The organism is Hydrogenophaga aquatica (assembly GCF_054780915.1).
In genome coordinates, this window is record NZ_BAAGVK010000011.1 from 735,521 (window position 1) to 747,697 (window position 12,177).

Here is a 12,177-nt window from a genome sequence, read left to right on the forward strand (position 1 = left end):
TCAGAGCCCCTTGGCCTTCTCGGCGCGCAGGATCATGATCTTGGCCAATGCCAGCACCACGAAGGTGATGACGAACAGCAGGAAGCCGAGCGCAAAAAGCGTGGACAGGTGGAAATCGGCCGCCTCGGCGAATTCGTTGGCCAGCGTCGATGCGATGGACGTGCCAGGCGAGAACAGCGACGTGGGCAGACGGTTGGCGTTGCCGATCACGAAAGTCACGGCCATGGTTTCGCCCAGCGCGCGCCCCAGGCCCAGCATGACACCGCCAATCACACCCTTCTGTGTGTAGGGCAGCACGATGCGGCGCACCACCTCCCAGGTGGTGCAGCCAATACCGTAGGCCGATTCACGAAGGATGGAGGGAACGATCGCGAACACGTCGCGCATGACGGCCGCGATGAACGGCAGCACCATGAACGCCAGGATGATGCCAGCGGCAAGAATGCCCAGGCCCGTGGTGGCGCCACCGAACAGCCAGCCGACCAGCGGCATGCCGCCCAGAATGTCCTGCAGCGGAATCTGTATGTAGTCGGCAAAGATGGGGGCAAAGACAAACAGGCCGAACATGCCATAGATGATGGAGGGCACGGCGGCAAGCAGTTCCACGGCCGTGCCCAGCGGGCGGCGCAGCCAGACGGGGCAGGTCTCGGTGAGGAAAAGCGCAATCCCGAACGCCAGGGGCACTGCCAGGAAAAGTGCAATGCCAGCACTGATGAGGGTGCCTACGATCGCGATGGCGGCACCGAATTCTTCGTTGATGATGTCCCACTCGACATACCAGATGAACCGAAGGCCGAACTTCTGGAAGGTCGGCCAGGCATTGACGAGCAGCGAGACGATGATGCCCAGCAGCGCCAGCAGCACCAGCAACGAAAACGCCTGCGTGACACGATGGAACAGGGCGTCCTCAAGCCGCTGCCGCCGGGCGATCTGCGTCATGCGTTGGCCGCCGGTTTCTGTCGGCGCTTGTGGGGCACTCATGGTGGTATCCAGGTTCATTTTCACTCCGGCTTGGGAGGTATCCATTCAGCACAAACGCCCGCCGGCGATCGGGAAACGCCAGCGGGCGGTCTCATCCCAGCCGGTTACTTGTTGTTGATCTGGGACCAGACCTTGGAGCGGATCTGGGCGGTCAGGCTGTCGGGCAGCGGCACGTAGTCGAGTTCCTCGGCCATCTTTTTGCCATTCTTGAAGGCCCAGTCGAAGAACTTCAGAACTTCCACGCTTTCTGCCTTGTTGCCAGGTTCCTTGTACATCAGGATGAACGACGCCGTGACCACGGGATAGGCGGTGTCGCCCGGCTGGTTCACCAGGGAAATGCCCATGCCCGGTGCGCTGAACCAGTCAGCGTTGGCTGCAGCGGCGGCGAAGGCGTCATCGCCCGGCATCACGAACTTGCCGTTCTTGTTCTGCAGTTGCATCACGGGAATGTTGTTCTTCTTCGCGTAGGCGTATTCCACGTAACCCAGCGAGCCCTTGACGCGCGACACGTTGGCGGCCACGCCTTCGTTGCCCTTGCCACCCACGGACGTCGGCGCCGGCCACTTGACGGCCGCACCCTTGCCCACGGTGTCGGCCCACTCCTTGCTCACGGAACTCAGGTAGTCGGTCCAGTTGAAGGTGGTACCAGAGCCGTCGGCACGGTGCACGATGGTGATGGTCTGGTCAGGCAGCTTCTTGCCCGGGTTCAAGGCGGCCAGCTTGGGGTCATTCCACTTGCTGATCTTGCCCATGAACATTTCTGCCAGCACCGGGCCGGTCACGCGCAGCTCACCCTTGGCGAAGCCTTCCAGGTTGAACACCGGCACCGTGCCGCCGATGATGGCCGGGAACTGGACCATGCCGTCCTTGTCCAGATCGGCACCAGGCACGGGCGCGTCGGTGGCGCCAAAGGCCACGGTCTTTGCCCGGATCTGGCGGATGCCGCCGGAAGACCCGATGGACTGGTAGTTCAGACCCGTGCCGGTTTCCTTCTTGTAGGCCTCGGCCCACTTCGCGTAGATCGGGAAGGGGAAGGTCGCACCGGCGCCTGTGATGTCGGCAGCCAGAGCCAGGGGGCTGAAGCCCACGGTGGCGACGGTGACGGCAGCAGCGGCAACGGTTTTCAGGAATGTGCGTTTCATCGAAGTCCTCTTGATGAAGGTTGGAAGGGATGAACGCACTTTAGGAATCTTCTGTGACAGTAATGTGACACCAGCCCCATTTCTGTCACACGGGGGTGGCGTCAGGGTTACCACCGGGAACGGTGTTATGCTGAGCGCCCTTCAAGAGATTGAACGGCATGCAAAACGGAACCTTACTGGCGGCGGTGGACCTCGGGTCCAACAGTTTTCGCCTGGAAATCGGGCGGTACGACTCCGGCCATATCGAACGCGTGGAGTACCTCAAGGAAACGGTACGCCAGGGCAGCGGGCTGGACGAAAACAAGAACCTGAGCCTGATCGCCATGGAACGCGGCTGGGAGTGCCTGGCCCGGTTCGCGGAACGCCTGCACGGTTTCAAGAAAAACCAGGTGCGTGCCGTTGCCACGCAAACCCTGCGCGATGCGCGCAACCGGGACGACTTCCTGCGAAAAGCGCAGGCTATCCTGGGCTTTCCCATCGACGTGGTGTCGGGGCACGAGGAAGCTCGCCTGATCTACCAGGGTGTGTCGCATCTTCTGCCCCAGTCGGACGAGCGCCGCCTGGTCGTCGACATTGGCGGACGCTCCACGGAAATCATCCTGGGGCAAGGCTACGCCCCCATCCGGATGGAGTCTTACCGGCTTGGCAGCGTGGCCTGGTCGACCCGGTATTTTCAGCGTGGGCAGTTCACTGCCCCGCTGCTGCAGACCGCGGTGATTGCCGCCAAGGCCGTGCTGGACGAGGCGCTCGACACCTTTCCCGCCCAGGAATGGACAGTGGCCTACGGGTCGTCGGGCACCGTGGGCGCCGTGGCCGACATCCTGGCGGCCAACGGCTTCCCGGCAGGAGTGATCACCCGCGACGGCCTGGCCTGGCTTTCGGAACGCATGGTTCGGGCGGGCAACGCGGATGAACTGCGGCTGGAGGGGCTGAAAGAGGACCGCAGACCGGTGCTGGGCGGTGGGGTGAGCGTGCTGCATGCGCTGTTCGACCTGTTTGAACTGAACGTGATGCAGCGGGCCGAAGGCGCCCTGCGCCAGGGCGCACTGTACGACCTGATAGACCGGGAAACGGACGAGACAGACGTGCGCGAACGCACCGTGCGCTGGCTGACGGAGCGCTTTTCGGTGGACAAGGGACAGGCGCAGCGCGTCAGCGCCGTGGCAACGCAACTGTTCGCGCAGGTGGCCACGGCCGACCCGCTCAACGGCCGCTACTCGCAAAAGCTCGCCTGGGCCGCGCGCCTGCATGAAATCGGCACCCACATTTCGCATACCAGCGCGCACCGCCACGGCGCCTACATCCTGGACCACGTGGATGCACCAGGTTTTTCCATGCCCGAGCTGCACCGCATGAGCCAGCTGGTGCTGGGTCAGCGCGGCAAATTGCGCAAGCTGGAAGCAGACCTGGGTGATGAACTGTTCGCCAAGCAATTGCTCTGCCTGCGCCTGGCGGTTCTGCTGTGCCATGCCCGCAAGGACCCGGAAGTGGGCGCCTTGCGCCTGAGTTACCGCTCCCGCGGTTTCAAGCTCACCACCGTGCCGGGGTGGTCGCGGCAATACCCGCAGTCGGCCTGGCTGCTGGAGGAAGAAGTGGAAGCGTGGCAGAAGTCCGACTGGCGATTCACGGTTGACCTGCGGTAGCAGCAACCCGTTTCGGCAGTCTAGCCGGCCCTCAGGCCGGTCCTCACAACAGCTCAGGGGTTTGCACCGTCAGGACGACCGTCTGCGTGCGTCCGTTCTTTTCGCGCTGCCTGAGCCACCAGACGGCCCCCTTGCGAACGGAGCATTCCACGTCCTGCAGGCCAAGCAGCCGGGCGATGACACGTCCGAGCGTCGGCTGGTGGCCGACCACCAGCATCGGCTGCCTGGCGTCGGGCCACTGCACGACCTGCAGCAGATCGTCCAGTGAGGCATCCGGGCGCAGTTCGTTGCGTACACGGTATTTCCTGCCCAGCGCCAGCACGGTCTGCTCGGTGCGCACGGCAGGGCTGCACCATATACGCACCCCATCGGGCAATTGCCGGTCAAGCCAGGCCGCCATGCGTGCCGCCTGCTTCTCTCCCTTGGCCGTCAGCCGCCGCGAGAGATCGTCGCCCCCGCCCTCATCGGTCTCGTCCAGGTCTTCTGCCTCAGCGTGGCGCCAGAGAATCAGGTCCATCGTCATCCTTTGGTGCCGTAGCGCGTCATCAGCGTGGACTGCGCCGAATGCAGCGTGCCTCGGTGCCTGGGAAGGGTCTGCACCGCACGCACGTAGTGGCCGTCCGGTTGCAGCAGCCAGGCGTCACGGGTGTCCTGCAGGTACTGTTCTATGCACTCTTCCATCACACGCTGGCGCAGACCGGGGTCGGTGACGGGCCAGGCCAGCTCGATGCGGCGCAGCATGTTGCGGTTCATCCAGTCTGCACTGGCGAGCCAGAGTTCCTCGTGGTCGCCCCGCTTGAAATAGAACACCCTGGAATGCTCCAGCAAGCGCCCGATGATCGAGCGGATGCGGATGTTGTCGGTGTAGCCAGGCACACCGGCCGGCAGGATACAGGCGCCACGCACGATGACGTCGATCTGCACCCCTTGCTGGGATGCCTGGGCCAATGCCCGCGCCAGTGGCTCATCGGTAAGGGCATTCATCTTCAGGATGATGCGCGCCTCCTGGCCCTTGCGCACGGCGGCCACGGCAGCATCGATGCGCTCGAGCATGCCCTTGTGCAGGTGGAACGGCGCAATCATTGCCTTATGCAGCTTGGGCAGGCGGTTCTGGCTCGCCAGGTGCAGGAACACCTGATCAAGATCGGTCGTCAGCGCGTCGTCCGCGGTCAGGTAGCTCAAATCGGTGTAGAGCTTGGCGGTGCCGGGGTTGTAGTTCCCCGTGGACACATGGGCGTAGCGCCGGATGCTGCCCTCTTCGCGCCGAGTGACGAGCAGCATCTTGGCGTGCGTCTTGAGGCCGACGATGCCGTACACCACCTGCGCCCCCACGGACTCCAGCCGTTCCGCGTGGTTGATGTTGGCCTCTTCGTCGAAGCGTGCCTTCAGTTCCACCACGGCCGTCACTTCCTTGCCGCGCCGCACGGCCTCGCGCAGCAGATCGGCCATCTCGCCCCGGCTTCCGGTGCGGTAGATGGTCTGCTTGATGGCCAGCACGTTGGGGTCTTCGACCGCCTCGCGCAGGAAAGCCAGCACGGCGTCGAAACTTTCGTAGGGCTGGTGGATGAGGACATCGCCCTGCTTGAGCCGCTCGAAGAACGATTGCCCCGGGGTGAGCTGGACCGGCCAGCCGGGGTGGTAGCGCTCGAACCGCAGCGCAGGCACGTCGACCATGTCGATGAGCTGGTTCAGGCGCACGAGGTTCACCGGGCCAGCCACGCGGTAAAGCGACTCGGGCGGCAAGCCAAACTGCTGCAACAGGAAGTCGGAGAGGAACTCGGACGAACCTGCCGACACCTCCAGCCGCAACGCCTGCCCGTAATGCCGCTGCTGCAGGCCCAGCCGCAGAGCCGTGCGCAGGTTCTTCACCTCTTCCTCGTCCACCGCCAGGTCCGAGTGCCGCGTCACGCGGAACTGCGAGAACTCCGTCACCGTGCGCCCGGGGAACAGGTCGTTCAGGTGTGACCGGATGATGCTGGAGATGGAGGCGAAGTGCAGCTGCTTCGAGCCCTTGACACCAGGAATGCGCGCGAAACGCGGAAGCGCGCGTGGCACCTTGACGATGGCGACCTCGTTCTCACGCCCAAAGGCATCGCGGCCGCTGAGACGGACGATGAAGTTCAGCGACTTGTTGGCCACCTGCGGAAAGGGATGCGAAGGGTCCAGGCCGATGGGCAGCAACAGCGGCTGCACTTCCTGTGTGAAGTACTCTTTGACCCAGCGGCGCTGGCGCGCGTTGCGCTCGCTGTGCGTGAGGATCTTGATGCCGCGCTTTTCCATCAGCGGCATGAGCTCATCGTTGTAGATGGCGTACTGCTGAGCCACCAGCTCGTGCACCTTGGCCGACACATCGGCAAACGTCTGTGCCGTGATGGGGCCGCGCTGCTCGTTGGTGAGCTTGGCGCTCAGGTGGGGGGCAAAGCGCACCTCGAAGAACTCGTCCAGGTTGGACGACACGATGGCCAGGTAGCGCAGCCGCTCCAGCAGCGGTACGTCGGGCCTCCTCGCCCAGTCCAGCACGCGCTCGTTGAAGGCCAGGATGCTTTGGTCGCGGTCAAGGAACGCAGTCTTTGCGTTGAGGGAGTTCACACTCATGGGTGGCCGGAAAGCAGTGTTTCTTATGTGTTTGTTACCAACATTATTCAGCACCCAGATGAAATTTGTGTGACATGCCCGTGACCAGCTGTCACATGCGCATGCGGCCGTGACTCGTGCGGCCAGTGCAAAACCTCAAGACGGCCATCCCGGTGCTCGACCAGCGCAGTCAGGCTTTCGACCCAATCGCCGTCGTTGCAGTAGAGCGTGCCGTCGATGGTGCGCATCTCGGCACGGTGGATGTGCCCGCACACCACGCCGTCCAGGCCGCGCTTGCGGGCTTCGGCGGCCACGGCACCTTCAAACTGCAACACGTAGTTGAGCGCCGACTTGACCCGGTGCTTCAAGTACTGCGAAAGCGACCAGTACGGCAACCCCAGGCGCGCCCGCAGCGAGTTGAGGTGGGTATTGAGCCGCAGCGTGAGCTCGTAGAGGTTGTCCCCCAGGTAGGCCAGCCACTTGGCGTACTGGATCACACCGTCGAAATGATCCCCATGGATGACCCACAGGCGCCGGCCATCGGCCGTCGTGTGCACGGCCTCGTCCACCACATCCACCCCTCCGAACTTGTGGCCGATGAAGTGACGGGCAAATTCGTCGTGGTTGCCCGGCACGAAGATGACCTTGCAGCCCTTGCGGGCACGGCGCAGGATTTTTTGCACCACGTCGTTGTGGCTCTGTGGCCAGAACCAGCGCCGGCGCAGTTGCCAGCCATCGATGATGTCACCCACCAGGTACAACCTGTCGCTGGGGTGCGCCTTGAGAAAGGACAACAGCGCCTTGGCCTGGCACCCGGGCGTGCCCAGGTGTACGTCCGAGATGAACACCGTTCGCAGGCGCTCCTTGCCCCTTTCGGGAATGTCGTCGTCGTCCAGGTCGGCGTCACCAGCCAGATCGGCTGCCATGCGGCCATCGGGTGCCAGGGGCATGCGCATCACTTCCCCAGAAAGTGCTTGCGGTAGCGCGGTGGCATGTCTGCCAGGCGCATCAGCATCGGCAGGTCGGCGGCGTTGAAGTCCGGGTCCCACGCGGGTGCGCCCAGCACCTTGGCGCCCAGGCGGAGGTAGCCCTTGATGAGCGCTGGCGGCTCCACTTGCAGAGAATCGTCCAGCTCGTCAACCGGCAACGGCAGGCGCGGGCGCACGTGGTATTCGATGGAGGCCATGTGCTTTTCGCGCACCTGGCGCCAGATGCTGGCTGCTGCGTGACCGCCGCCCACCATGCCGTGCGGGCCTTCATGCTGCATGGGGATGCTGGCGCAACCGATCATCGTGTCCAACTGGTTGCGCACCATGAACTCTGCCAACGCCCCCCACAGTGCCATGATCACGCCGCCGTGGCGGTGTTCCGGGTGCACGCAACTGCGGCCCAGTTCCACCATGTTGTTGCGCAGGAAGCGCAGGCGGGTCAGGTCGAACTCGGTGTCGCTGTAGAAGCCGCCCACACGCTTGGCCTGGGCCGGGGTGAGCACGCGGTAGGTCCCCACCACCTGGCGGCTTGCGGCGTCGCGCACCAGAAGGTGCTCGCAGTAATCGTCGAACAGGTCCACGTCGTGGCCGGGCACGGTCTTGGGCAGGCGTGCGCCCATCTCTCCGGCAAACACGTCATACCTCAGCTTTTGCGCTTCACGAACCTCGTCCAGATGGCGTGCCCACGCCACATCGATTCCGCCTCCCGCAGGCCTGGCATCCAACGTTTGCGGCGCGAGTTGCCCCGGATGAAGCAACCCCCTGGGCAAAGACAGGGGGGACAGGTTCAACGTTGGGGTGGGCAGTTCTTTCATCTTGCACTCCTTGGGTTCATGCGCCGTTTGGCCTTGGGCTCATTTTTTGGAAGCCGCATGACACCGGCATGGCTCATGCGTGACGCTTCAATGACAACAAGCCTGCGCTGGCTGTCACAAGAGATTCACGACAGCGCCACCTCACCGTCATGACGGCAACCCAGCATGCGAGGGAACACAGGAGTACCAAGCATGAAAGTGACCGTGGTAGGCGCAGGTTATGTGGGGCTGGTGACGGCGGCCTGTCTGGCCGAACTGGGCAACCAGGTGGTAGGCGTGGACCACGACCACGTGCGCGTGGCGTTGCTGCAAGCCGCAGGCGTGCCCATTTACGAACCTGGCCTGGACGAACTGGTGCAGCGCAACCTGCAGGCCGGGCGCCTGAGCTTCACCACGGGCATGCCGCAGGCCGTGGCGCAGGCAGACGTGATCTTCATTGCCGTGGGCACACCGCCGCAGGAAGATGGCTCGGCCGACCTGCAGCATGTGCTCGACGTGGCACGGCAAATAGGCATGCACATGCGCGGGTTCAAAGTGGTGGTCAACAAGTCCACCGTGCCGGTGGGTACAGGTATTCGAGTGCAGGCGGCGATTGAGGCTGAACTGAACAAACGCGGCCTGCAATCGCTGGCGTTTGCGGTGGTGTCCAACCCGGAGTTCCTGAAGGAAGGCGCTGCGATTGATGACTTCATGCGGCCCGACCGTATCGTGGTGGGCCTCCCTGACGATCCGGCGGGTGAGCAGGCCCGTGTACTGATGACACGGCTGTACGCGCCGTTCAACCGTCACCACGAGCGCACCGTCTGGATGGACGTGCCCAGTGCCGAACTGACCAAATACGCCGCGAACGCCATGCTGGCCACACGCATCTCGTTCATGAACGAGATGGCCAACCTGGCTGACCGCGTAGGGGCCGACATTGACGCGGTGCGCCGTGGCGTGGGGGCCGACATGCGCATAGGCCACAGCTTCCTGTACGCGGGCACGGGCTACGGCGGGAGCTGCTTTCCCAAGGACACGCGAGCACTGGCGCACACCGCCGCCCAACATGGTTTGAAGCTGCAGGTGGTGGAAGCGGTGGAAAACGTCAACCGTGCCCAGAAGTTGCGCCTGGTGCAGCATGTGCTGCAGCGCTTTGGCACCGATCTGCGCGGGCGGCGCTTTGCCATCTGGGGGCTGGCCTTCAAACCCAACACCAACGACATGCGCGAGGCTCCGAGCCGCACCGTCATCCGCGAACTGCTGGCGCGTGGCGCCGAGCTCACCGTGCACGACCCGGTGGCCATGGAAGAAGCGCGGCGCGCCCTGGGTGCCGATCTGCGGGACACGGTGAACGCGCTGGACCGCCTGCACTTTGCAGAAACCCCCATGCAAGCGCTTGAAGGTGCGGATGCGCTGCTTGTGCTGACCGAGTGGAAATGCTTCCAGAACCCCGACTTTCCCGCCATGCGCGCATGCATGCGCCACCCGGTGGTATTGGATGGCCGCAACCTTTACGACCCGATGCAAATGGAAGAACTGGGCTTTGTCTATCAGGGCATTGGCCGACGCAACGCCTTGGCCTGCATGACGCCAGGTGTTCCCGCTGCAAGCCAGCCCGCCAGAGACAAAGCCCAGCAGCTGGCACTTTGACCACCAGCATGCCCCGGGGTTTCTACTGGCTGATCGCCGCGCAGTTCTTCTCCGGGCTGGCCGACAACGCGCTGCTGATCGTGGCGCTGGCCTTTCTGCTTGAACAAGGCTACGCGGCCTGGTGGGCACCCATGTTGAAGTTCGCCTTCACCTGGGCCTACGTGTTGCTGGCACCGGTGGTGGGCACCTGGGCCGACGCGGTGCGCAAGAAGGCGCTGATGGGCGGAATGAACGCCGTCAAACTGGCCGGTGCCGCCAGCTTGCTGCTGGGTGCGCACCCGCTGCTGGCTTTTGCCCTGGTGGGGCTGGGCGCGTCGGCCTACGCGCCTGCCAAGTACGGTCTGGTGACCGAGACGGTGCCGCCCAGCCGACTGGTGGCGGCAAATGGCTGGCTGGAGGTCACAGTGGTCCTGTCGGTACTGCTGGGCGTGGGGTTGGGCGGATGGCTGGTCTCCGGCGCCTTCGACACCTCCACCGCCGCTTTGCACAGCCTGCTGGTGCCCACCCGGCTGGTTGGCGCCATGGGGCTGGTGCTAGCCCTGTACGTGCTGGCGGGTGTACTGAATATTGGCGCCCCTGGGCGGCCGCCACGCTTGCGCTGGAATGACGTATCGCTGCCCCACCTGTTGCGCGACTTTCGCGATGCCAATGCCCGGTTGTGGCGCGACCCGCTGGGCGGCCTGTCCCTGGCCGTGACCACCGTGTTCTGGGGGGCAAGCGCCGTGATGCAGTTTGCCGTGCTGCGCTGGGCCATCGACGTGCTCGGCCTGCCGCTGGACCGCGCGGCCTACCTGCAGGCCACCGTGGCGGTGGGCGTGGTGGCTGGAGCGGCCGTGGTGGCACACCGGGTGGCACTGCAACGCGCCCCAAGGCTGCTGCCCTGGGGCGTTCTGTTGGGGCTGCTGGTGCCCGCCGCAGCCTGGGTCACCCACTGGGGCTGGGCTTTACCGGTGTTGCTGCTCACGGGCGCGGTGGGCGGCGCGCTCGTCGTGCCCATGAATGCCTTGCTGCAGTACCGTGGGCACCGGCTGCTGAGCCCCGGCCGCTCGATTGCCGTGCAAGGCTTCAACGAAAACCTCAGCATCCTGGTGATGCTGGCTGTGTATGCCCTGCTGCTGGCATTGGGCCTGCCAATCGTGCCACTGATGGTGGGTTTCGGCCTGTTGCTGGCGGCCAGCATGACCGCCTTGTGGTGGCGCACTCGCCCCTTACGCCTTTAAAAGCTGCAACCAGACTGCCTCCACCTGCCCGGTGATGCTGCTCCAGTCCAGCGCCAGCGTGGACTCCCTCGCTCCTCGACGCAGGCGGTCCACAAGCGCGGGATGGCTGGCCAGATCGGTGGCACGGCGCACAAAGGCATCCTCATCGCCAAACGGGGCCAACAGACCGTTGTCACCGTGGCGGATCAGTTCAGCACCCGCGGCGTAGTCGAAGGCGAGCACTGCCAGGCCGCTGGCCATGGCTTCTGGCGTGACGTTGCCATAGGTTTCCGTCAAGCTGGGAAACAGGAAGATGTCGGCGCTGGCGTAGTGTTCGGCCAGTTCCATGCCGCTGCGCGCGCCAGCCATGATGGCGCCAGGGCAGCGTGCCTGGAAAGCTTCGCGCTCCGGGCCGTCACCAACAACCACCAGGCGCAAGCCTGGCTGCGCGGCACACATGGCATCGAACGCACTTGCCAGCAGGTCAAGGTTCTTCTCGGGCGCAAGCCGGCCCACGCACAACACCACCTGCTCGCCGGGGGCCACGCCCCAGCTCGCCCGCAGGGCATCGCTGCGGTGCTTCAGGTGAAAGCGTTGTGTGTCCACCCCGCGCGCCACCACCAGCAGGCGCTCGAAGCCCAGGGCAGACAACTCCGCCTGCAAGCCGGGGGTGGGCACCATGGTGCACTGGGCCAGGTTGTGAAACTTGCGCAGGTAGGCCGCAATCGGCTTTTTCAGCCAGCCCACGCCGTAGTGGCTGCTGTAGGCGTGGAAGTTGGTACGGAAATCGGTGCTCACCGGCAGTTTGAGCTTGCGCGCAGCCTGCAGCGCCGACCAGCCCAAAGGGCCTTCCGTGGCAATGTGGACCACATCTGGCCGGTGCAAGGACCACCTCGAAAGCAAGGCCTTCTTGGCTGGCAGGCCCATGCGCAAATGGGGATAACGCGGAATGGGCAGACCACGCATCAACACCTGCTCGAACCCTGCCTGGCTGTCTGACTGATCGGCCCGCGTCTGGCGTGGCCGCACGAGTTGTATGTCGTGATTGCGGGACTGCAACCCACGCACCAGCTGGTCGATGGTCAGCGCCACACCGTTGACTTCGGGCGGATAGGTTTCGGTCACAAGCGCGACGCGCAGCGACCGCTGAGAAGGCGGGAAGCTCTCGACCAGCAAGGTCTCGGGTGAAGGTATGTCCATAC

Annotated in this window: 10 protein-coding genes; 3 read left to right on the plus strand and 7 right to left on the minus strand. The window is 64.4% G+C overall.

Annotation, left to right across the window (positions count from 1 at the left end):
- Entirely contained in the window at positions 1-999 is a 999-nt protein-coding gene (gene pstC, locus ACYVHH_RS10885; RefSeq protein WP_460565163.1) for a phosphate ABC transporter permease subunit PstC, read from the minus strand.
- Positions 1,000-1,085: 86 nt separating this feature from the next.
- Positions 1,086-2,123, minus strand: a complete 1,038-nt coding sequence (gene pstS, locus ACYVHH_RS10890) for a phosphate ABC transporter substrate-binding protein PstS (RefSeq protein ID WP_460565164.1) — start codon at positions 2,121-2,123, stop codon at positions 1,086-1,088.
- A gap of 158 nt (positions 2,124-2,281) precedes the next feature.
- Here pstS and ACYVHH_RS10895 point away from each other — a divergent pair, with 158 nt between their 5' ends.
- Positions 2,282-3,766: a Ppx/GppA phosphatase family protein gene (locus ACYVHH_RS10895; protein ID WP_460565165.1), complete on the plus strand. Its 1,485-nt coding sequence runs from the start codon at positions 2,282-2,284 to the stop codon at positions 3,764-3,766.
- Positions 3,767-3,809: 43 nt separating this feature from the next.
- Here ACYVHH_RS10895 and ACYVHH_RS10900 read toward each other — a convergent pair whose 3' ends face one another.
- From ACYVHH_RS10900 to ACYVHH_RS10915, 4 genes are read right to left on the minus strand one after another with little or no spacing between them, the layout of a single operon-like run.
- The gene (locus ACYVHH_RS10900) at positions 3,810-4,283 is read right to left on the minus strand and encodes a SixA phosphatase family protein (protein WP_460565166.1); all 474 of its coding nucleotides are present in this window, start codon (positions 4,281-4,283) and stop codon (positions 3,810-3,812) included.
- A 2-nt stretch (positions 4,284-4,285) separates the two neighbouring features.
- Positions 4,286-6,361 carry a polyphosphate kinase 1 gene (gene ppk1 / locus ACYVHH_RS10905; RefSeq protein ID WP_460565167.1) on the minus strand — a complete coding sequence of 692 codons (2,076 nt, stop codon included), beginning with the start codon at positions 6,359-6,361 and terminating at the stop codon, positions 4,286-4,288.
- 47 nt (positions 6,362-6,408) lie between these two features.
- Complete coding sequence (locus ACYVHH_RS10910; RefSeq protein WP_460565168.1) at positions 6,409-7,290, minus strand: UDP-2,3-diacylglucosamine diphosphatase; 882 nt, start codon at positions 7,288-7,290, stop codon at positions 6,409-6,411.
- Positions 7,291-7,295: 5 nt separating this feature from the next.
- Positions 7,296-8,144: a GNAT family N-acetyltransferase gene (locus ACYVHH_RS10915; protein WP_460565169.1), complete on the minus strand. Its 849-nt coding sequence runs from the start codon at positions 8,142-8,144 to the stop codon at positions 7,296-7,298.
- A 165-nt stretch (positions 8,145-8,309) separates the two neighbouring features.
- On the opposite strand from ACYVHH_RS10915, the gene ACYVHH_RS10920 reads away from it, so the two are divergent.
- Together ACYVHH_RS10920 and lplT are read left to right on the plus strand one after the other, a co-directional pair.
- On the plus strand, positions 8,310-9,776 hold the full coding sequence (locus ACYVHH_RS10920; protein ID WP_460565170.1) for a UDP-glucose dehydrogenase family protein: 1,467 nt from the start codon (positions 8,310-8,312) through the stop codon (positions 9,774-9,776).
- Between the two features lie 8 nt (positions 9,777-9,784).
- Complete coding sequence (lplT, locus tag ACYVHH_RS10925) at positions 9,785-10,996, plus strand: lysophospholipid transporter LplT (RefSeq protein WP_460565171.1); 1,212 nt, start codon at positions 9,785-9,787, stop codon at positions 10,994-10,996.
- On the opposite strand, the gene ACYVHH_RS10930 is transcribed toward lplT, so the two are convergent.
- The gene (locus ACYVHH_RS10930) at positions 10,985-12,175 is read right to left on the minus strand and encodes a glycosyltransferase family 4 protein (RefSeq protein WP_460565172.1); all 1,191 of its coding nucleotides are present in this window, start codon (positions 12,173-12,175) and stop codon (positions 10,985-10,987) included. The genes lplT and ACYVHH_RS10930 overlap by 12 nt on opposite strands.
- Between the last annotated feature and the right edge of the window lie 2 nt (positions 12,176-12,177).

Bases quoted from the DNA above. Each gene is read 5' to 3' on its own strand.
- ACYVHH_RS10915 (WP_460565169.1), bottom strand. From the start codon at position 8,144: ATGAAAGAACTGCCCACCCCAACGTTGAACCTGTCCCCCCTGTCTTTG.
- ppk1 (WP_460565167.1), bottom strand. From the start codon at position 6,361: ATGAGTGTGAACTCCCTCAACGCAAAGACTGCGTTCCTTGACCGCGAC.
- lplT (WP_460565171.1), top strand. From the start codon at position 9,785: ATGCCCCGGGGTTTCTACTGGCTGATCGCCGCGCAGTTCTTCTCCGGG.
- ACYVHH_RS10910 (WP_460565168.1), bottom strand. From the start codon at position 7,290: ATGCCCCTGGCACCCGATGGCCGCATGGCAGCCGATCTGGCTGGTGAC.
- ACYVHH_RS10900 (WP_460565166.1), bottom strand. From the start codon at position 4,283: ATGGACCTGATTCTCTGGCGCCACGCTGAGGCAGAAGACCTGGACGAG.
- pstC (WP_460565163.1), bottom strand. From the start codon at position 999: ATGAACCTGGATACCACCATGAGTGCCCCACAAGCGCCGACAGAAACC.
- ACYVHH_RS10895 (WP_460565165.1), top strand. From the start codon at position 2,282: ATGCAAAACGGAACCTTACTGGCGGCGGTGGACCTCGGGTCCAACAGT.
- ACYVHH_RS10920 (WP_460565170.1), top strand. From the start codon at position 8,310: ATGCGAGGGAACACAGGAGTACCAAGCATGAAAGTGACCGTGGTAGGC.
- pstS (WP_460565164.1), bottom strand. From the start codon at position 2,123: ATGAAACGCACATTCCTGAAAACCGTTGCCGCTGCTGCCGTCACCGTC.
- ACYVHH_RS10930 (WP_460565172.1), bottom strand. From the start codon at position 12,175: ATGGACATACCTTCACCCGAGACCTTGCTGGTCGAGAGCTTCCCGCCT.